This window comes from Streptomyces sp. PKU-EA00015 (assembly GCF_013387495.1).
Lineage (GTDB): Bacteria > Actinomycetota > Actinomycetes > Streptomycetales > Streptomycetaceae > Streptomyces.
The window spans coordinates 182,572-200,150 of the sequence record NZ_JABZEE010000029.1; the positions used below are offsets into that span (position 1 = coordinate 182,572).

Sequence of the window (17,579 nt, forward strand, 5' to 3'; positions counted from 1 at the left end):
GCGAGGGGCGCGGCGGCGGGTCCTCTGCGTGCGCAGCATCACTCTGGACAGTTTCAACAACCGCCCGGTAACTTGTGCCTGAGCAAGCGCTTAGACATTGTCGTACCCAGTCACGAGGAGGCGTCCGTGCGCCGGACCGTATTCAACGAGGACCACGAGGCGTTCCGGGACACCATCCGCGCCTTCATCGAGGCCGAGGTCGTCCCCGTCTACGACGAGTGGTTCGCAGCGGGCCAGGCGCCGCGCGACTTCTACTACAAGCTCGCCGAGCTCGGCGTCTTCGGCATCCGCGTCGACGAGGAGTACGGCGGCGCCGGCATCGACTCGTACAAGTTCGAGGCCGTGATGTACGAGGAGACCTCCCGTGCCGGCGTCCAGTTCGGCGGCTCCGGCGTGCATGTGCTGCTCGGCCTGCCGTACATCAAGATGCTCGCCAACGACGAGCAGAAGAAGCGGTTCCTGCCGAAGTTCGTCTCCGGTGAGGAGATGTGGGCACTGGCGATGACCGAGCCGGGCACCGGCTCCGACCTCGCGGGCATGAAGACCACCGCCAAGCTCTCCGAGGACGGCACCCACTACGTCCTCAACGGCGCCAAGACCTTCATCACCGGCGGCGTGCACGCCGACCGCGTGATCGTCTGCGCCCGCACGGACGCGCCCAGCGCCGAGGACCGCCGCCACGGCATCTCCCTGTTCGCCGTGGACACCAAGTCCGAGGGCTACTCCGTCGGCCGCAAGCTCGACAAGCTCGGCCTGAAGACCTCCGACACCGCCGAGCTGGCCTTCGTCGACGTCAAGGTCCCGGTCGAGGACCTGCTCGGCGAGGAGAACAAGGGCTTCTACTACCTCGGCCACAACCTGGCCTCCGAGCGCTGGGGCATCGCCTTCGGTGCCTACGCGCAGGCCAAGGCCGCCGTGCGGTTCGCCAAGGAGTACGTCCAGGAGCGCACGGTCTTCGGCAAGCCGGTCGCCGCCTTCCAGAACACCAAGTTCGAGCTGGCCGCCTGCCAGGCCGAGGTGGACGCCGCCGAGGCCGTCGCCGACCGCGCGCTGGAGGCCCTCGACGCGGGCGAGCTGACCCCGGCCGAGGCCGCGTCCGCGAAGCTCTTCTGCACCGAGGTCGCGCACCGGGTGATCGACCGCTGCCTGCAGCTGCACGGCGGCTACGGCTTCATGAACGAGTACCCGATCGCCCGCCTGTACGCGGACAACCGCGTCAACCGCATCTACGGCGGTACCAGCGAGATCATGAAGTCGATCATCGCGAAGGACATGGGCCTGTAAGGTCCCGGAAATTGCCGCACAGTAGAAAAGGTGCCATGAACGAGGCACTACAGGGTCTCCTCGATCTGCTCGACCTGGAGCAGATCGAGGAGAACATCTTCCGCGGCCAGTCCCGCTCCGCCGTCGTCCCGCGCGTCTTCGGCGGTCAGGTCGCGGCCCAGGCGCTGGTCGCCGCCGGGCGTACGGTCCCCGAGGACCGCCACGCCCACTCCCTCCACGCGTACTTCCTGCGCATGGGCGACCCGGGCGCGCCGATCGTCTACAACGTCGACCGCATGCGCGACGGCCGCTCCTTCACCACGCGCCGCGTCGTCGCGGTCCAGCACGGCAAGCCGATCTTCGCCCTGTCGGCGTCCTTCCAGACATACGAGGACGGCCTGGACCACCAGACCCCGATGCCGCCCGCGCCCGACCCGGAGACGCTTCCCACCTCGCCGGAACGCCTGCGCGGGTACGACCATCTCGACCCTGCGGTCGTCGAGAGGTTCCTTGAGGCACGCCAGGCGGTCGACCTGCGCTACGTCGACGAGCCGCCGTACGGCAAGTTCGGCGAGCCCCGCGAACCGCACTCCCAGGTCTGGTTCCGCACCAACGGCAAGCTGGCCGACGACCCGCTCCTGCACGTCGTACTCTCCACGTACGTCTCGGACATGACCCTCCTCGACTCGGTGCTGCTGGCGCACGGGCGCGGCGGCTGGGCCGTCGGCGACGTGGTGGGCGCGTCACTGGACCACGCGATGTGGTTCCACCGGCCCTTCCGCGCGGACGAATGGCTGCTGTACGACCAGGAGTCGCCGTCCGCGTCCGGCGGCCGCGGCCTCGGCCAGGCACGCATCTACACCCAGGACGGGCAGCTCGCGATATCGGTCATCCAGGAGGGCGTGGTCCGCGTCCCCCGCGGCTGAGAGCGGCACTCACTCACACGCCCGCTGCTCAGGCAGCGGGCGTGTGTGCGTGGAACGCCACGCGCGAGGTGTCGCCGTCCAGCTCCAGACTGAGCGCGGCGTCGAGAGCCCGCGCGAGGCGGGCGAGCAGCGGCAACGTCGGCATGGTGCCGCCGAGTTCCAGCTTGGAGATCTGGGGCTGGGTCATGTCGGCGCGCTTGGCCAGCTCGGTCTGGGAGATCCCGAGCTCGGTGCGGCGGTCGTAGACGGCCTGCCCGAGGTCGAACGCCAGCCGGATCTCCTCACGCCGCCGCTCGACCTCGGGCCCCTCGCTGATGCCCTTCGCGATCCGCTTGTCGCGGGCAAGTTTCCAATGTGCGTGGCTTGTCATCGGGATCGTCCCTCCGTGATGACGCGGATATATTCCTCGTGCGCCGGTTCGTGCTCGGCCTGGCAGACGGCCTGAGCACGCTGGGCACGCTCGACTTCGGCGGCCTCCCGCTGCCGGCTCTTGCGAAAGACGGTCAGCAGGATGATCCGCCGTCCCGGCGCGAGCCGGTAAGGAAGCCGTACGGCGTCACGATTGTGCCCAAGGTCGAACCGCAACTCGCTTAGTCGGTCGCCCAGATGGCGTGAGTACGGCTCGCCGAGTGTCGTCGCGTTGCACGCGAGGCGGCCGACAAGGTGCTCGACGATGAGGTAGTCGCGCTCCGGAAGGTTGGCGAGCCACAGCCTGACCTCGGGTTCGATCTCGACGACATAAGGATCTTCCATACAGCCGAACGTATATATCGTCGAGTATATGGCAGGCAGAAGCGGCAGGAAGTCCGCCAACGGAGTGAAACCGACTTCCCGGTTGACCGCCGACAGGAAGGGGCCCCTCCTCAAGTGCCCCCGGCCGCTCAGGCCGCCGGGGTGCGCGCGGTGAAGGCGACGCGGATGCGCTCTCAGGCGTCCCGAGCCGGCGGACCGGACGGGCCGGGCAGGGGCAGGAGCGCGTCGAGTGCGTAGCCGCCGTCGGGTGTCGGGCACGCGGACAGCGTGCCGCCCAGCGCCGCCACGCGGGTGCGCAGACCCGGCAGACCCTGGCCGCCGCGGTCGGGGGCCGGGCGGGGCGGCCCGGCCGGCGGGGTGTTGTGGACGGCGATGCGCAGGCCCTCGTCCGTACGGCGGACCGAGACCGTGGCCTCGGCCCCCGGCGCGTGACGGCGGACGTTCGCCAGTCCCTCCTGCACGATCCGGTACGCCGCGTGCTGGACCTCCGGCGGGCAGCCGGCCGCCTCCAGCCGGTCCAGCTCGGCCCGTACACCGTCGCCTGCCGCCTCGATGAGTTCCGGCAGCTGCCCGAGACCCTGGCTGGGGCGGCGGATCGTCCGGCGCAGGTCGGCCGCGGCCCGCCGGGCCAGCTCGCCGAGCGTCTCCGCCTCCTCCCGGCCGGCGGGGGACTCCACGGACGCGGCGAGCACCGACGACCGCAGGCTGATCAGGCTCAGATGGTGGGCCGCGGTGTCGTGCACGTCGCGGGCCAGCCGTTCACGCTCCCGCAGCGCGGCCTGTTCGGCGGCGTACAGGCGTTCACGCTCCCGCGACAGGGCCAACTCGGCGAGGCGGGCCGCCAGTTCCCGGCGGGCCCGGCCGAGGAGGCCCAGGGCGGCGGGAGCGACGGCCAGCAGCCCCGAGAGCAGGACCCCGAGGGTGACGTCGGGGAGGGACCACGCATAGTCGTCCATGTTCTGCCACGGCACGAACGACACGACGGCCACGGCCGCCGCCGAGGCGACCACCTCGCAGCGGCGCCGCTCGGACGCGGCGACGGCGTGCAGCGCGGCCATCGCCGGGATCCACAGCACGCCGGTGGCCAGGGTCGGCAGGGTCAGGAGCATCAAGGCGCGGGGGAAGCGCCGCCGCAGCGGAAGCACACACGCGACGACCGGCGCGGCCCAGACCGCCCAGCCGGGGAGCCAGTGCCCGGTGGCCAGCGCTTCGGCGAGGGCGGCGGCCACGACCAGGGCCTCGACGGCGACGGTCCCCGGCTCGGGCCCGCGCCGGGGACGGCCGGGGCGCGGGAGGCGGAGCCGCGGGCGCGCGGGCCCCCGGCGGCGGGCCCCGGCCCGGTCCGATCCCCGGCCGCCTGCCCCTGCACGGCCGGAACGGAGCCGGTCGGGTCCCGGCCCGTCGGTCCCTGGACGCGTCGCCCCCTCGCGCCCCCGCCCCCGCGCGCCCGCGCTCATGGCGTGGCCGACCGGTGGACCACGGTCGCCAGCGCGACACGGCTGCCGACCGACAGCTTCCGCTTGAGGGCGCCGATGTGGGTCTTGACCGTCGTCACGCCCATGCCGAGATGGGCCGCGATGTCGGCGTTGGACAGGCCGGCCGCGATCAGCGCCAGGACGTCGCGTTCGCGGGCCGTGAGGTGGTCGAGGGCCTCGGGCGCGCAGGGGGCGGGCGCCGGGGCCGCGGCCGCGTACCGGGAGAGCGCCTCGGCGCTGCCGGACGGTGTGCAGACCACCCCGCCGGCCGCGAGAAGCCGCACCGCCTCGGTGAACAGCCGCGGCTCGGTGGTCTTGAGCAGGAAGCCCGACGCCCCCTCGCGCAGCGCGCGTTCCACGTCGGCCGCGGTGTCGAGGGCGGTGAGCATCGCGACGGCGGGCGGCCGCGGCAGGGCCTTCAGGGCGCGCAGCACGTCGAAGCCGTGCGCGGACGGCATGTCGATGTCCAGCAGGACCAGGTCGGGCACGAGGGCGCGCACGGCGTCGACGGCGTCCGGGCCGTCGCAGGTCCCGGCGACGGTCACGCCGTCGGCCGAGCCGAGAACCTGCTGGAGCGCGGTGCGTACGAGTTCCTCGTCGTCGACGACGAGGACACGCACCGGCCTCAAGTCGTAGGGCAAAGGTCGTCCTGGGGTCTGAGCGATGCGGCAGCGGCTGCTGGGAGTCTGGATGCAGATCCTAGGCAGTACCCGCAGGGCATCCCCGTGCGCCCCACACGCACGGGGCGGCTCGCGGTCACTGCCCCGGGGCGCCACAAGCGCCCGGTACGGATCCCCGGGGGCCGACCACCCCCCGGGACCATGCCTGCCCGGGCAGCGCGCCGGGACCGTCAAAGGGAACGGACACCGTGAGCGCTCAGCCGCCGGCCGAGGAGGAACCGTCGTACGACGAACCGTCGTACGACGCGGCCGGGACCACCGGATGGGCGACGGCGTCTCCCGCCGCACGGGCGCTGTGGACCGTCGGCGGGGGCACGCTCATCCTGGGCGCGGTGGTGCTCCTGATGGTCCTCCGTGACTGGTCCGCCGGTCTCACCGGCGGGGTCCGTCACGCTCTCGGGCTCGCGGTGCGGGGCGCGCTGATGGTCATGCTGCTGGGCGGCGCGTACGGCGTCGTGCGCGGCACCTGGCGCGACTGAGGCCGGGCGGGCCCCGTGAGCGCGAGGGCCGGAACGTCGAAGGGCCCCACCGCGAACGGTGGGGCCCTTCGACATCGTGCCCGGTGAGGCACTGGGCGTCACGCGGCCGGTCCGAGCCCGGCCGCGTCCAGCAGGTACGCCGTCATCGGGTCGTAGAAGCGCGGGTCGGTCACGTGGTCGTCCAGCGGGACCGTCACCTGGAGCGTGCCCTCGGCCTCGCCGATGAACAGGGCCGGGTCGTTGCAGTCCGCGTAGCCGACGGCGTCGATGCCGCGCTGGCCCGCGCAGCCCGCCCAGCCGTGGTCGGCCACCACCAGGTCGGGCAGCGGCCGGCCCTCGCGCGCGAGACCGTCGAGGATCGCGGCCATCGGCGCGGGCGAGTGGGTGTGCCACAGGGTGGCGCCCCGCTCCAGCACGGCGACATCGGCGAACTGGAAGACCATGCCCTCGTCGGCCATCAGCCCGCCCGGGATCCGTACGATCTCGCATCCGGCGGCTCGCAGCGCCTCCGCGGTCTGCCGGTGCACGTCCAGCAGGCCGCCGGGGTGCCCGGTCGCGAACAGCACGCGCTCCTGCGCGTCTGCGGCCTTGCGCAGGCGCGCGGCCATGCGCTCCAGGGCGTCGACGGTCAGCTCGGGGTCGATGGTGTCCTGGCCCTGCCGGTGCTCGGGGTCGTCGTTGACGCCGCACCGCTCGGCCATGACGGCCAGCACGTCCTGCTCGTCGCTCCAGCGGTCGCCGAGCTCCAGCCCCAGCCAGTAGTGCCGGTCGCCGTTGGCGAGCCTGCGGTAGTGGGAGAGGTTGTTGTCGCGGGGGGTGGCGACGTCTCCGGCGATACGTGAGCGGACGAGGTGGTCGACCAGAGCGGCGCGGCTGGGTATCGGCATGAGCCCATTGTGCCGTGGGGTGCGCGGAGCGTACGCACCGTCTTGTCCTGCGGACGTGGCGCCCGTCCGGGCGACGGGCGCCTGCGGCCTTCGGCCGGCCGCCAGGAGAAGGTCCCTCAGCCGCCCAGGGACGCGAACGCCCCGTGCGCCAGCCGACGCAGGAGCGACTCGGTGGCCGCGCGGCCGAGCGGGCCTCCCCCGTTCGCACCGAGGTGGGGGGTCGAGTTGAGCAGGCCGAACACCGCGTGCACGGCGGCCCGCGCCTCCGACTCCGCCACGGCCGGGTGCAGCTCGCGCACCACCGTCACCCACAGCTCCACGTACTGGCGCTGCAGCTGGCGGACCAGCTTGCGGTCGCTGTCCCGCAGGCGGTCCAGCTCGCGGTCGTGCAGAGTGATCAGCGGGCGGTCGTCGAGCGCGAAGTCGATGTGGCCGTCGATCAGGGACTCCAGGACCGCGTCCGGGCCCGCCGACGCCTCCTCGACCCGCAGCCGGCCACCGCTCAGGAGCCGTTCGCTGATGCCCACGAGCAGCTCCGCGAGCATCGCGTCCTTGCCGGGGAAGTGGCGGTAGAGACCGGGTCCGCTGATACCCACCGCGGCCCCTATCTCGTCGACGCCCACGCCGTGGAAGCCGCGCTCGGCGAAGAGGCGCGCGGCCTCCTTGAGGATCTGCTCGCGGCGCGTCGGGGCCGAGGTCCTGGTGCTCATGGGAATTCATTCTAGACAGGGCTGTTAGCGGTCGTTAACCTTGAGGAAACACGTTAACGCTCATTAACCGAGCAAGGGAGCTCGAGCAATGCAGCAGGCACCAGTGCTGGCGAGCGCCGCGGACCCGGCGTCCGAGGCCTGGCAGGCCAACGAGGCGGCACACCAGGAGCTCGCCGACGGTCTGCGCTCACGCCTGGCGGCGGCCCGCCTCGGCGGCGGCGAGAAGGCGCGCGCCCGCCACACAGCGCGCGGGAAGCTGCTTCCGCGCGACCGCGTGGACACCCTTCTCGACCCCGGCTCGCCGTTCCTGGAGCTCGCTCCCCTCGCCGCGGAGGGGATGTACGACGGGCAGGCGCCGGCGGCCGGGGTGATCGCCGGGATCGGCCGGGTCAGCGGCCGCGAGGTCGTCGTCGTGGCCAATGACGCCACCGTCAAGGGCGGCACGTACTACCCGATGACGGTCAAGAAGCACCTGCGCGCCCAGGAGGTGGCCCTGGAGAACCGGCTGCCCTGCGTGTACCTGGTCGACTCCGGCGGCGCGTTCCTGCCGATGCAGGACGAGGTCTTCCCCGACCGCGAGCACTTCGGCCGGATCTTCTACAACCAGGCGCGCATGTCCGGCGCCGGCATCCCCCAGATCGCCGCGGTGCTCGGCTCCTGCACGGCCGGCGGGGCGTATGTGCCGGCCATGAGCGACGAGGCCGTGATCGTGCGCAATCAGGGCACGATCTTCCTCGGCGGCCCGCCGCTGGTGAAGGCCGCCACCGGCGAGGTCGTCACCGCCGAGGAGCTCGGCGGCGGCGAGGTCCACTCGCGGATCTCCGGCGTCACCGACCACCTCGCCGAGGACGACGCGCACGCGCTGCGGATCGTGCGGAACATCGTGGCGACCCTGCCCGAGCGCGGGCCGCTCCCGTGGTCCGTCGAGGCCGCCGAGGAGCCCAAGACCGACCCGGCCGGGCTGTACGGCGCGGTCCCGGTCGACTCGCGCACGCCCTACGACGTCCGCGAGGTGATCGCCCGGATCACCGACGGCTCCCGGTTCGCCGAGTTCAAGTCGGAGTTCGGGCAGACGCTGGTCACCGGCTTCGCCCGGATCCACGGCCACCCGGTCGGCATCGTCGCCAACAACGGCATCCTGTTCGCCGAGTCCGCCCAGAAGGGCGCCCACTTCATCGAGCTGTGCGACCAGCGCGGCATCCCCCTGCTCTTCCTGCAGAACATCTCCGGCTTCATGGTCGGCAAGGACTACGAGGCCGGCGGCATCGCCAAGCACGGCGCCAAGATGGTCACGGCCGTGGCGTGCACGCGTGTGCCCAAGCTGACGGTGGTCGTCGGCGGTTCGTACGGCGCGGGCAACTACTCGATGTGCGGCCGGGCGTACGGCCCCCGCTTCCTGTGGATGTGGCCCAACGCCAAGATCTCGGTGATGGGCGGCGAGCAGGCCGCGTCCGTGCTGGCCACGGTCAAGCGCGACCAGCTGGAGGGCCGCGGCGAGGAGTGGTCCGCCGAGGAGGAGGAGTCCTTCAAGGCCCCGATCCGCGCCCAGTACGAACAGCAGGGCAACGCCTACTACGCGACGGCCCGCCTGTGGGACGACGGCGTGATCGACCCGATGGACACCCGGCAGGTGCTGGGTCTGGCCCTGACCGCGTGTGCCAACGCCCCGCTGGGTGAGCCCGGCTTCGGCGTCTTCCGGATGTGAGGGACCTTCCACGATGACGATGTTCGACACCGTTCTGGTCGCCAACCGCGGCGAGATCGCGGTACGCGTGATCCGCACCCTGCGGTCCCTCGGCGTGCGCTCCGTGGCCGTCTTCAGCGACGCGGACGCCGGTGCCCGCCACGTGCGCGAGGCGGACACCGCCGTGCGCATCGGGCCCGCGCCGGCCGCCGAGAGCTACCTCTCGATCGACCGCCTGCTGGACGCGGCCGTGCGCACCGGCGCCCAGGCCGTCCACCCCGGCTACGGCTTCCTCGCGGAGAACGCGGGCTTCGCCCAGGCGTGCGCCGAGGCCGGCCTGGTCTTCATCGGCCCGCCCCCGTCCGCGATCTCGCTGATGGGCGACAAGATCCGCGCCAAGGAGACCGTGCGGGCGGCCGGTGTCCCGGTCGTCCCCGGGTCCTCGGGCAGCGGGCTCACCGACGACGAACTGGCCGCGGCCGCCCGTGAGATCGGCATGCCGGTGCTGCTCAAGCCCTCGGCGGGCGGCGGCGGCAAGGGCATGCGCCTCACCCGCGTCGAGTCGGCGCTGCTCGACGAGATCGCGGCGGCCCGGCGCGAGGCGCGCGCCTCGTTCGGCGACGACACACTGCTCGTCGAGCGCTGGATCGACCGCCCCCGCCACATCGAGATCCAGGTGCTGGCCGACGGCCACGGCAACGTGGTCCATCTCGGCGAGCGGGAGTGCTCGCTCCAGCGCCGCCACCAGAAGATCATCGAGGAGGCGCCGTCCGTCCTGCTGGACGAGGCGACGCGTGCGGCGATGGGCGAGGCGGCCGTGCAGGCGGCCCGTTCCTGCGGCTACCGGGGCGCGGGCACGGTGGAGTTCATCGTCCCGGGCACCGACCCTTCGCAGTACTACTTCATGGAGATGAACACCCGCCTCCAGGTCGAGCACCCGGTCACCGAGCTCGTCACGGGTCTCGACCTGGTGGAGTGGCAGCTGCGGGTGGCGGCCGGCGAGCGACTGCCGTTCGCCCAGGACGACATCACCCTCACGGGCCACGCCGTCGAGGCGCGTGTCTGCGCCGAGGACCCCTCGCGCGGCTTCCTGCCCTCCGGCGGCACGGTGCTGCGCCTCCACGAGCCCCGGGGCGACGGAGTGCGCACCGATTCCGGCCTGACCGAGGGCCTGGAGGTGGGCAGCCTCTACGACCCGATGCTCTCCAAGGTCATCGCGTACGGCCCCGACCGGGCCACCGCGCTGCGCAAACTCCGCGCGGCCCTCGCGGAGACGGTGACGCTCGGCGTCCCGACCAACGCCGGGTTCCTGCGCCGGCTGCTCGCCCATCCGGCGGTCGTCTCCGGCGAGATGGACACGGGTCTGGTCGAGCGGGAGGCGGACGCGCTCGTTCCCGATGGGGTGCCGGACGAGGTGTACGAGGCGGCGGCGGCCGTGCGGGCCGCCGAGCTGGCGCCCCCGGCGACGGGAGGCTGGACGGACCCGTTCTCGGTGCCGAGCGGCTGGCGGATGGGCGGCGAGGCGGCCCCGCTCGCCTTCTCGCTGCGCGTGCCGGGACTCGACCCCGTCACCCACACCGTGAGGCGCCAGGCGGCGCCCCGGGTCGAAAGGGACACGGTCGCCGTCGAGGTGCACGGCGTCACGCACACCTTCCACCGCGCGGGCGACTGGCTCGGCCGGGACGGCGACTCCTGGCACGTGCTGGACCACGACCCCGTCCAGGCGGCCCTCAGCGGGACCGCGCACAGCGGCGCGGACACCCTGGCCGCGCCGATGCCCGGCACCGTCACCGTCGTCAAGGTGGCGGTGGGCGACGTGGTGGCGGCCGGTCAGAGCCTGCTGGTGGTGGAGGCGATGAAGATGGAGCACGTCATCTCCGCCCCGCACGCGGGCACGGTCACCGAGCTCGACGTCACCGCGGGCTCGACCGTCGCCATGGACCAGGTGCTCGCCGTGGTCACCCCGGACGAGACCGACGAGGAGGCGCGGGCATGACCGGCACCGAAGGACTGCCGATGACGGTGCGGGCCCCCGGCCTGCCGCCGCAGGTGCGCATCCACGAGGTCGGCCCCCGCGACGGCCTGCAGAACGAGAAGTCGGTGGTTCCGGTCGAGGTCAAGGCGGAGTTCATCCGCCGGCTGGCCGGCGCCGGGCTCACCACCGTGGAGGCGACGAGCTTCGTCCGTCCCACGTGGGTGCCCCAACTGGCCGACGCGGAGCAGCTGTTCCCGATGGTCGCCGACCTCCCCGGGGTGCGGCTGCCCGTCCTCGTGCCGAACGACCGCGGCCTGGACCGGGCCCTGGGCCTCGGCGCCCGCGAGATCGCCGTGTTCGCCAGCGCCACGGAGTCGTTCGCCAAGGCCAATCTCAACCGCACGGTCGACGAGGCGCTGGCCATGTTCGAGCCGGTCGTCACCAGGGCCGTCGAGCACGGCCTGCGGGTGCGCGGCTATCTGTCGATGTGCTTCGGCGACCCGTGGGAGGGCCCGGTCCCGGTCGACCAGGTCGTCGCGGTGTCCCGGCGCCTGATCGACATGGGCTGCGACGAGCTCAGCCTCGGCGACACCATCGGCGTGGCCACCGCCGGCCACGTGCGCGCGCTGCTCACCGCGCTGAACGACAAGGGCGTGCCGAGCACCAGGATCGCGGTGCACTTCCACGACACCTACGGCCAGGCCCTCGCCAACACCCTCTCCGCGCTCGAGTGCGGAGTGACCACGGTGGACGCCTCGGCGGGCGGCCTCGGCGGCTGCCCGTACGCGAAGAGCGCCACCGGAAACCTCGCCACCGAAGACCTCGTGTGGATGCTCGACGGCCTCGGCATCGAGACCGGGGTCGACCTCGGCCGGCTCACCGCCACCAGCGTGTGGATGGCCGAACAGCTGGGCCGTCCCAGCCCGTCCCGTACCGTCCGCGCCCTCTCCCACAAGGAGTGACTCCCTGATGTCCCTGGACCACCGGCTCTCCGCCGAGCACGAGGAACTCCGCCGCACGGTCGAGGAGTTCGCGCACGACGTGATAGCGCCCAAGATCGGCGACTTCTACGAGCGCCACGAGTTCCCCTACGAGATCGTCCGCGAGATGGGCCGCATGGGCCTGTTCGGGCTGCCGTTCCCCGAGGAGTACGGCGGCATGGGCGGTGACTACCTCGCCCTCGGCATCGCCCTGGAGGAGCTGGCCCGCGTCGACTCGTCCGTGGCCATCACCCTGGAGGCCGGCGTCTCGCTGGGCGCCATGCCGGTCTACCGCTTCGGCACCGAGGAGCAGAAGCGGGAGTGGCTGCCGAGGCTGTGCTCGGGCGAACTGCTGGGCGCGTTCGGTCTGACCGAGCCGGAGTGCGGTTCGGACGCGGGCGGCACCCGGACGACGGCCGTGCGCGACGGCGACGAGTGGGTCGTCAACGGCTCCAAGTGCTTCATCACCAACTCCGGCACGGACATCACGGGCCTGGTGACGGTGACGGCCGTGACGGGCCGCAAGCCCGACGGCCGTCCGGAGATCTCGTCCATCATCGTCCCGTCCGGCACGCCGGGCTTCACGGTGGCCGCCCCCTACTCCAAGGTGGGGTGGAACGCATCGGACACCCGCGAGCTGTCGTTCTCGGACGTCCGCGTCCCGCTCTCCAACCTGCTGGGCGAGGAGGGCCGGGGCTACGCCCAGTTCCTGCGCATCCTCGACGAGGGCCGCATCGCCATCTCGGCGCTGGCGACGGGTCTCGCGCAGGGCTGTGTCGACGAGTCGGTGAAGTACGCGAAGGAACGTCACGCCTTCGGGCGGCCGATCGGCGACAACCAGGCCATCCAGTTCAAGATCGCCGACATGGAGATGCGCGCGCACATGGCGCGGGTCGGCTGGCGCGACGCGGCGTCCCGGCTGGTGCTGGGCGAGCCGTTCAAGAAGGAGGCGGCGCTCGCCAAGCTGTACTCGTCGACGGTGGCGGTGGACAACGCCCGTGAGGCGACCCAGATCCACGGCGGCTACGGCTTCATGAACGAGTACCCGGTCGCCCGGATGTGGCGCGACTCCAAGATCCTGGAGATCGGCGAGGGCACGAGCGAGGTCCAGCGGATGCTGATCGCCCGGGAGTTGGGCCTCGGCGGCTGACCCGCCGCGTCGAGCGCGCGCGATCTGCCGGACGGCGGGCCGCGCGCGTTCGCGTATCGGCCGCCGGTCCGTCGGGTGCCCGGGATCACGCCTCGCCCGATGCCGTACGAGGAGGGGACCTCTGGACACGAAGTGAGGTTAGGCTAACCTACCTTCGAACCTGGCCCAGTGGCCGAATCGGCACGTACGAAAGCGGACACCATCATGCCCAACGCCCGCGCACCTCGCCTCACCCGCCGCGGCGTCCTCGCCGCCGGCGGCGCCCTCGGGCTCGGCGTCGCACTCGCCGCCTGCGGCAAGGGCGACGCCACGAGCAGCGGCTCGGGCAAGGACTCCGCGAAGAACGCGGGCCCCTGGTCCTTCGAGGACGACCGCGGCACCACCGCCGAGACGAAGGCCGTCCCCAGGAACGTCGTCGCCTTCACCGGCACCGCGGCCGCGCTGTACGACTACGGAATCCAGGTCAAGGGCGTTTTCGGCCCGACCAGGACACCGGAGGGCAAGCCCGACGTCCAGGCCGGCGACCTGGACATCAGCAAGGTCGAGATCCTGGGCAACGTCTGGGGCGAGTTCAACGTCGAGAAGTACGCGGCCCTCGCGCCCGAACTGCTCGTCACCGACATGTGGGACAAGAACGCCCTCTGGTACGTACCGGACCAGTCGAAGGACAAGATCCTCAAGCTGGCCCCGAGCGTGGCCCTGTGGGCAGCCGGGGTCAACATGCCCGCCGCGCTCGCCCGCCGCGCCCAGCTGGCCGAGTCCCTCGGCGCGGACCTGACGTCGCAGAAGGTCACCGACGCCAAGGCCCGCTTCGAGAAGGCCGCCGAGCGGCTGCGCCGGGCGGCGAAGGCCAACCCCGGCATCAAGGTGCTCATCGGCTCCGGCAGCGCCGACCTGTTCTACGTCTCGACGCCTGACCGCCCCACCGACCTCAAGTACTTCAAGGAGCTGGGCGTCGACATCATCACGCCGTCGAAGCTCGACGCGACCGGCTGGTTCGAGGAGCTCAGCTGGGAGAACGCCGCCACGTACGAGGCGGACATCATCATGATGGACAACCGCACCGGCACGCTGCAGCCCGCGGACCTCGACACGTCCAAGCCGACCTGGGCGAAGCTCCCCGCCGTCAAGGCCGGTCAGGTCATCCCGCGCGTCACCGAGCCCGTCTACTCGTACGCCAAGTGCGCGCCGATCCTCGAGGACCTGGCCAAGGCCATCGAGAACGCCAAGAAGGTCTCCTGACGATGACGGCGCAGGCCGAGTCCGCCCCTTTCCGTTTCTTCGGCCTGGAGGTCGCACGAACCCGGCGGCTCGGCTCGTCGTTCGTCCGGGTCACCTTCACCGGAGCCGACGGCAGTCTCGACGGTTTCGCGGCCGGCGGCCGCGACCAGTCCCTCTCGCTCTTCCTCCCCCACCCCGGCCAGGACGCCCCTGTCGTCCCCGTCGACGCGGGCGACGGCAGCGCGGTCTTCGCCGCATGGCGGGCGCTGCCCGACGACGTACGGGCCGTGATGCGCTCGTACACCGTCCGGGAGCAGCGCGCGGACGCCGGCGAGGTCGACATCGACTTCGCCGTCCACGAGGACGGCGGCCCGGCGTGCCGCTGGGCGCTCGCGGCCGAGCCCGGCCACCGGGTGATGGTGCTCGGACCGGCCGTCGCGGACAACACGGCGGTGCGCTGCCGCCCGCCCGAGGACACCGACTGGGTGCTCGTGTGGGGCGACGAGACGGCGCTGCCCGCCGCCGCGGCGATCCTCGAATGGCTGCCCAGGGGCATGAAGGCCAAGGTGTGGCTGGAGGTCCCGCACGCAGGCGACCGGATACCGCTCACCACCGAAGCGGACGCCGACGTCAGCTGGCTGGTGCGGGAGGAGAACGCTCCGCCCGCCCGGGAGGCCGTGGCCGCCGCCGAGTTGCCCGAGGGCACGCCGTACGCGTGGATCGCTGGGGGTCCCCCACGCCCGCAGGGCGTAGGGGGAGAGTCGGGCAGCGTCAAGGCGCTGCGCCGCCATCTGGTGAACGACCGTCACATGGACCGCCGGCGCGTGACGTTCGTCGGCTACTGGAAGCAGGGCCTGAGCGAGGACGGCCTGCGCGAGCAGGCCGATTCCGCGTAGGCCCCGAGGGCGCGGCACTTCGGCCCGGACAGACCGGGCGGGCGCCTGTCGTGGGGGATACCCCCACGACAGGCGCCCGCCTCTCCCTTTCTGTCCGTTACTCCGCCGGCCAGGGAACCTGCGCCGAGCGGTAGTAGTCGATCCCGAGTGCCTCCATCCGCGGCCCCTGCGCCGCGAGCCGGAGCCGGTAGTCCTCCCAGTCGTGCGTCGCCGCGGGCGACCAGCCGAGCTCGGCCACACCGGGCAGGCGCGGGAACGCCATGTGGTCGATGTGCGCGTTCGTGGAGATCGTCTCCGTCCACAGCGGCGCCTCGACGCCCGCGATCGCACTCGCGGGGGCGCCCGGCAGATACGTGCCCGGGTCCCAGTCGTACGAGCGCCGGACCTCGACGTACCCGGCCCAGGACAGGCCCAGCTCGGCGTCCTTGTTGTACTTCATGTCGAGGTAGATCCGGTCGGCGGGCGACAGGATCAGCCGGGTGCCGTTCTGCGCGGCCCTGGCGACCTGCGCCTTCTCCGCCGCACTGGTGCCGTCCAGGCCCCAGTACTGGGCGAGAGCCCCCTCGGCCGGGGTGGCGCCGGTCAGCTGGTGCCAGCCGATGACGGTCTTGCCGTACTTCGCGACGATCGGCTGCACCCGGTTCATGAACGTCACGTAGTCCGCGTGGCTCGTGGAGTGGGCCTCGTCGCCGCCGATGTGGAGGTACTTCCCGGGCGTGATCGCGGCGAGCTCCCGGATGACGTCGTCTACGAAGTCGTACGTAAGGGCCTTGGGCACGCACAGGGAGCTGAACCCGACGGCCGTGCCCGTGTAGAGCGGCGGCGCGACGCCGTCGCAGTTGAGCTCGGCGTACGAGGCGAGGGCGGCGTTCGTGTGGCCGGGCATGTCGATCTCCGGCACGACCTCGATGTAGCGGTCCGCCGCGTACCGCAGGATCTCCTTGTACTGGGCCTTGGTGTAGTAGCCGCCCGGGCCGCCGCCGACCTGGGTGGAGCCGCCGTAGGTGGCCAGGCGGGGCCAGGAGTCGATGGCGATGCGCCAGCCCTGGTCGTCGGAGAGGTGCAGGTGCAGCTTGTTGATCTTGTACAGGGAGATGTTGTCGATGTAGCGCTTGACCTGGTCGACGGTGAGGAAGTGCCGTGAGACGTCGAGCATGGCGCCGCGGTGGGCGAAGCGCGGGCTGTCGGTGACGGTGCCGCCCGCGACCTGCCAGGGACCCGGCTGGCGGGTGTCCTTCTCCACCCGCGAGGGCAGCAGCTGGCGGAGGGTCTGCACGCCGCGGAAGAGGCCCGCGGGGCGGTGGGCGGTGATGGTGAGCGAGCCGCGCGAGGACTGGAGCCGGTAGCCCTCCTCACCGAGCGTGGTGTCCCCGCCGCTCAGCCGCAGCCTGATGGCGCCGGTCGAGGGACGGTCGGTGACGGGCAGGGCGTAGCCGGTGGAGGGGCGCAGCACCTCGGCGAGCCGGTCGCCGACGGCGCGTGCCGCGGCGGAGCCGTCGGTGCGGATGACGGTCCGGGCGGTGAGCGTGAAGGGCGTGCCGCCCGGCTCGACGGAGGCGGGGACGGGGACGGTCTGGCCGAGCGGGCGGACGGCGGGCTCGGCGGCCTCGGCGGGCGTGGCCGCGAGCCCGGAGGCCGCGACGCCCGACAAGGTGGCCGCCGCGAGAAGCAACAGCGAACCGAGCAGTCGCGGAATCGGTCTGGGCTGACTCACAGGGGGTCCCTTCGATGGGGTTCTCGACTGTGCGCAGAGCAACCGAACTGTCACCATGCGTACCTCGTGCCTCAACTGCGGTCAAGGTGTAGACCACTTACTCCTCCCGAGCGGACAAAGAATCCCTTCCCCCGCCAGAAATCATCAGAACGGTGGGGCCGGGTGTTCGGCATCGAGACGACCCGCATCACACCGACGAAGGGGCACTCTGCCCGGAATCGGGCAGGATTCTTGCAAAGCCGCTCCTCCACCCCTCAATATCTACGGGTGCTCGAACACCGCCCGTCGTCCCACGACGACCTCGTCGACCATCTGGTGCGCAGCACCGCGCTCCAGCGCGGTGAGGCGGTCCGGGTGGTGCTCGACGTGCTGGCGTACTTCGACGAGACGACCGAGGAATTCGTTCGCCGCCGCCACCGTGAGCTTCAGTCCGGTGGCGCCGTGAACGCCGAGATCTTCGAGCGCATCGCGGCCGAGCTGCCGCACCGCGCCGTGGCGCCGCCGGAGCTCTCGCTCCGCCAGCTGCGCCGCATGGTCTACGGCTGACCGGCCGGTCGTTCGCACCGGGCACACATCTGATCTACGGAGGGGCAAGACTTTATGTGCGGAATTGTCGGTTACATCGGCAGGCGTGACGTGGCTCCGCTGCTGCTGGAGGGTCTGCAGCGGCTGGAGTACCGGGGGTACGACTCGGCGGGCGTGGTGATCAACAGCCCCAAGGCCGCCGCCCTGAAGATGGTGAAGGCCAAGGGCCGCGTCCGCGACCTGGAGGCCCGCGTCCCCAAG

Annotated in this window: 17 protein-coding genes and 1 pseudogene; 11 read left to right on the forward strand and 7 right to left on the reverse strand. The window is 72.0% G+C overall.

The genetic code is table 11. From position 1 onward, the window contains the following. Positions 1–126: 126 nt before the first annotated feature. Both HW130_RS19650 and tesB read left to right on the forward strand, forming a co-directional pair. Positions 127–1,284: an acyl-CoA dehydrogenase family protein gene (locus HW130_RS19650; protein ID WP_177150933.1), complete on the forward strand. Its 1,158-nt coding sequence runs from the start codon at positions 127–129 to the stop codon at positions 1,282–1,284. Between the two features lie 35 nt (positions 1,285–1,319). Next, entirely contained in the window at positions 1,320–2,189 is an 870-nt protein-coding gene (tesB, locus tag HW130_RS19655; protein ID WP_177150934.1) for an acyl-CoA thioesterase II, read from the forward strand. 28 nt (positions 2,190–2,217) lie between these two features. Here the strand turns inward: tesB and HW130_RS19660 are convergent, their stop codons facing one another. From HW130_RS19660 to HW130_RS19675, 4 genes are all read right to left on the reverse strand, one after another. Next, a complete protein-coding gene (locus HW130_RS19660) occupies positions 2,218–2,559 on the reverse strand; it encodes a helix-turn-helix domain-containing protein (protein ID WP_177150935.1) in 342 nt (113 codons plus the stop codon). After that, positions 2,556–2,942, reverse strand: coding sequence for a type II toxin-antitoxin system RelE/ParE family toxin (locus HW130_RS19665; protein WP_177150936.1), 387 nt, complete (start codon positions 2,940–2,942; stop codon positions 2,556–2,558). The genes HW130_RS19660 and HW130_RS19665 overlap by 4 nt, the downstream gene beginning before the upstream one ends. Positions 2,943–3,115: 173 nt before the next feature. Next, positions 3,116–4,171 carry a histidine kinase gene (locus tag HW130_RS19670; protein ID WP_177150937.1) on the reverse strand — a complete coding sequence of 352 codons (1,056 nt, stop codon included), beginning with the start codon at positions 4,169–4,171 and terminating at the stop codon, positions 3,116–3,118. Positions 4,172–4,395: 224 nt separating this feature from the next. Next, positions 4,396–5,058 (reverse strand): response regulator transcription factor, encoded by a 663-nt coding sequence (locus HW130_RS19675; RefSeq protein WP_256356186.1) that lies wholly within the window; start codon positions 5,056–5,058, stop codon positions 4,396–4,398. Positions 5,059–5,285: 227 nt separating this feature from the next. Between HW130_RS19675 and HW130_RS19680 the strand changes: the two genes are divergently transcribed. Further along, a complete protein-coding gene (locus HW130_RS19680) occupies positions 5,286–5,576 on the forward strand; it encodes a hypothetical protein (protein WP_177150938.1) in 291 nt (96 codons plus the stop codon). Between the two features lie 98 nt (positions 5,577–5,674). Here HW130_RS19680 and HW130_RS19685 read toward each other — a convergent pair whose 3' ends face one another. Together HW130_RS19685 and HW130_RS19690 are read right to left on the reverse strand one after the other, a co-directional pair. After that, positions 5,675–6,463: a phosphatase gene (locus HW130_RS19685; protein ID WP_177150939.1), complete on the reverse strand. Its 789-nt coding sequence runs from the start codon at positions 6,461–6,463 to the stop codon at positions 5,675–5,677. Positions 6,464–6,579: 116 nt separating this feature from the next. Then, on the reverse strand, positions 6,580–7,173 hold the full coding sequence (locus HW130_RS19690; RefSeq protein WP_177150940.1) for a TetR/AcrR family transcriptional regulator: 594 nt from the start codon (positions 7,171–7,173) through the stop codon (positions 6,580–6,582). An 88-nt stretch (positions 7,174–7,261) separates the two neighbouring features. On the opposite strand from HW130_RS19690, the gene HW130_RS19695 reads away from it, so the two are divergent. From HW130_RS19695 to HW130_RS19720, 6 genes are all read left to right on the forward strand, one after another. Then, positions 7,262–8,878, forward strand: a complete 1,617-nt coding sequence (locus tag HW130_RS19695) for a carboxyl transferase domain-containing protein (protein ID WP_177150941.1) — start codon at positions 7,262–7,264, stop codon at positions 8,876–8,878. A gap of 13 nt (positions 8,879–8,891) precedes the next feature. Beyond that, a complete protein-coding gene (locus HW130_RS19700; RefSeq protein WP_375256554.1) occupies positions 8,892–10,853 on the forward strand; it encodes an acetyl-CoA carboxylase biotin carboxylase subunit in 1,962 nt (653 codons plus the stop codon). After that, positions 10,850–11,794 (forward strand): hydroxymethylglutaryl-CoA lyase, encoded by a 945-nt coding sequence (locus HW130_RS19705; protein WP_177150942.1) that lies wholly within the window; start codon positions 10,850–10,852, stop codon positions 11,792–11,794. Before HW130_RS19700 ends, HW130_RS19705 begins: the two co-directional genes overlap by 4 nt. A 7-nt stretch (positions 11,795–11,801) precedes the next feature. Further along, positions 11,802–12,962: an acyl-CoA dehydrogenase family protein gene (locus HW130_RS19710; protein ID WP_177150943.1), complete on the forward strand. Its 1,161-nt coding sequence runs from the start codon at positions 11,802–11,804 to the stop codon at positions 12,960–12,962. A gap of 204 nt (positions 12,963–13,166) precedes the next feature. Beyond that, complete coding sequence (locus tag HW130_RS19715) at positions 13,167–14,204, forward strand: ABC transporter substrate-binding protein (protein ID WP_177150944.1); 1,038 nt, start codon at positions 13,167–13,169, stop codon at positions 14,202–14,204. Between the two features lie 2 nt (positions 14,205–14,206). Next, complete coding sequence (locus tag HW130_RS19720) at positions 14,207–15,079, forward strand: siderophore-interacting protein (protein ID WP_177150945.1); 873 nt, start codon at positions 14,207–14,209, stop codon at positions 15,077–15,079. 97 nt (positions 15,080–15,176) lie between these two features. On the opposite strand, the gene HW130_RS19725 is transcribed toward HW130_RS19720, so the two are convergent. After that, positions 15,177–16,793: a beta-N-acetylhexosaminidase gene (locus HW130_RS19725; protein WP_309140488.1), complete on the reverse strand. Its 1,617-nt coding sequence runs from the start codon at positions 16,791–16,793 to the stop codon at positions 15,177–15,179. Positions 16,794–17,060: 267 nt separating this feature from the next. On the opposite strand from HW130_RS19725, the gene HW130_RS19730 reads away from it, so the two are divergent. Beyond that, the gene (locus tag HW130_RS19730) at positions 17,061–17,339 is read left to right on the forward strand and encodes a hypothetical protein (protein ID WP_177150947.1); all 279 of its coding nucleotides are present in this window, start codon (positions 17,061–17,063) and stop codon (positions 17,337–17,339) included. A gap of 54 nt (positions 17,340–17,393) precedes the next feature. Then, positions 17,394–17,579, forward strand: a pseudogene (locus tag HW130_RS19735) (glutamine--fructose-6-phosphate aminotransferase); the annotation flags it as partial.

Coding starts and splice junctions, on each gene's coding strand:
- HW130_RS19700 (WP_375256554.1), top strand. CDS start 8,892: ATGACGATGTTCGACACCGTTCTGGTCGCCAACCGCGGCGAGATCGCG.
- HW130_RS19685 (WP_177150939.1), bottom strand. CDS start 6,463: ATGCCGATACCCAGCCGCGCCGCTCTGGTCGACCACCTCGTCCGCTCA.
- HW130_RS19660 (WP_177150935.1), bottom strand. CDS start 2,559: ATGACAAGCCACGCACATTGGAAACTTGCCCGCGACAAGCGGATCGCG.
- HW130_RS19720 (WP_177150945.1), top strand. CDS start 14,207: ATGACGGCGCAGGCCGAGTCCGCCCCTTTCCGTTTCTTCGGCCTGGAG.
- tesB (WP_177150934.1), top strand. CDS start 1,320: ATGAACGAGGCACTACAGGGTCTCCTCGATCTGCTCGACCTGGAGCAG.
- HW130_RS19705 (WP_177150942.1), top strand. CDS start 10,850: ATGACCGGCACCGAAGGACTGCCGATGACGGTGCGGGCCCCCGGCCTG.
- HW130_RS19715 (WP_177150944.1), top strand. CDS start 13,167: ATGCCCAACGCCCGCGCACCTCGCCTCACCCGCCGCGGCGTCCTCGCC.
- HW130_RS19710 (WP_177150943.1), top strand. CDS start 11,802: ATGTCCCTGGACCACCGGCTCTCCGCCGAGCACGAGGAACTCCGCCGC.
- HW130_RS19695 (WP_177150941.1), top strand. CDS start 7,262: ATGCAGCAGGCACCAGTGCTGGCGAGCGCCGCGGACCCGGCGTCCGAG.
- HW130_RS19665 (WP_177150936.1), bottom strand. CDS start 2,942: ATGGAAGATCCTTATGTCGTCGAGATCGAACCCGAGGTCAGGCTGTGG.
- HW130_RS19690 (WP_177150940.1), bottom strand. CDS start 7,173: ATGAGCACCAGGACCTCGGCCCCGACGCGCCGCGAGCAGATCCTCAAG.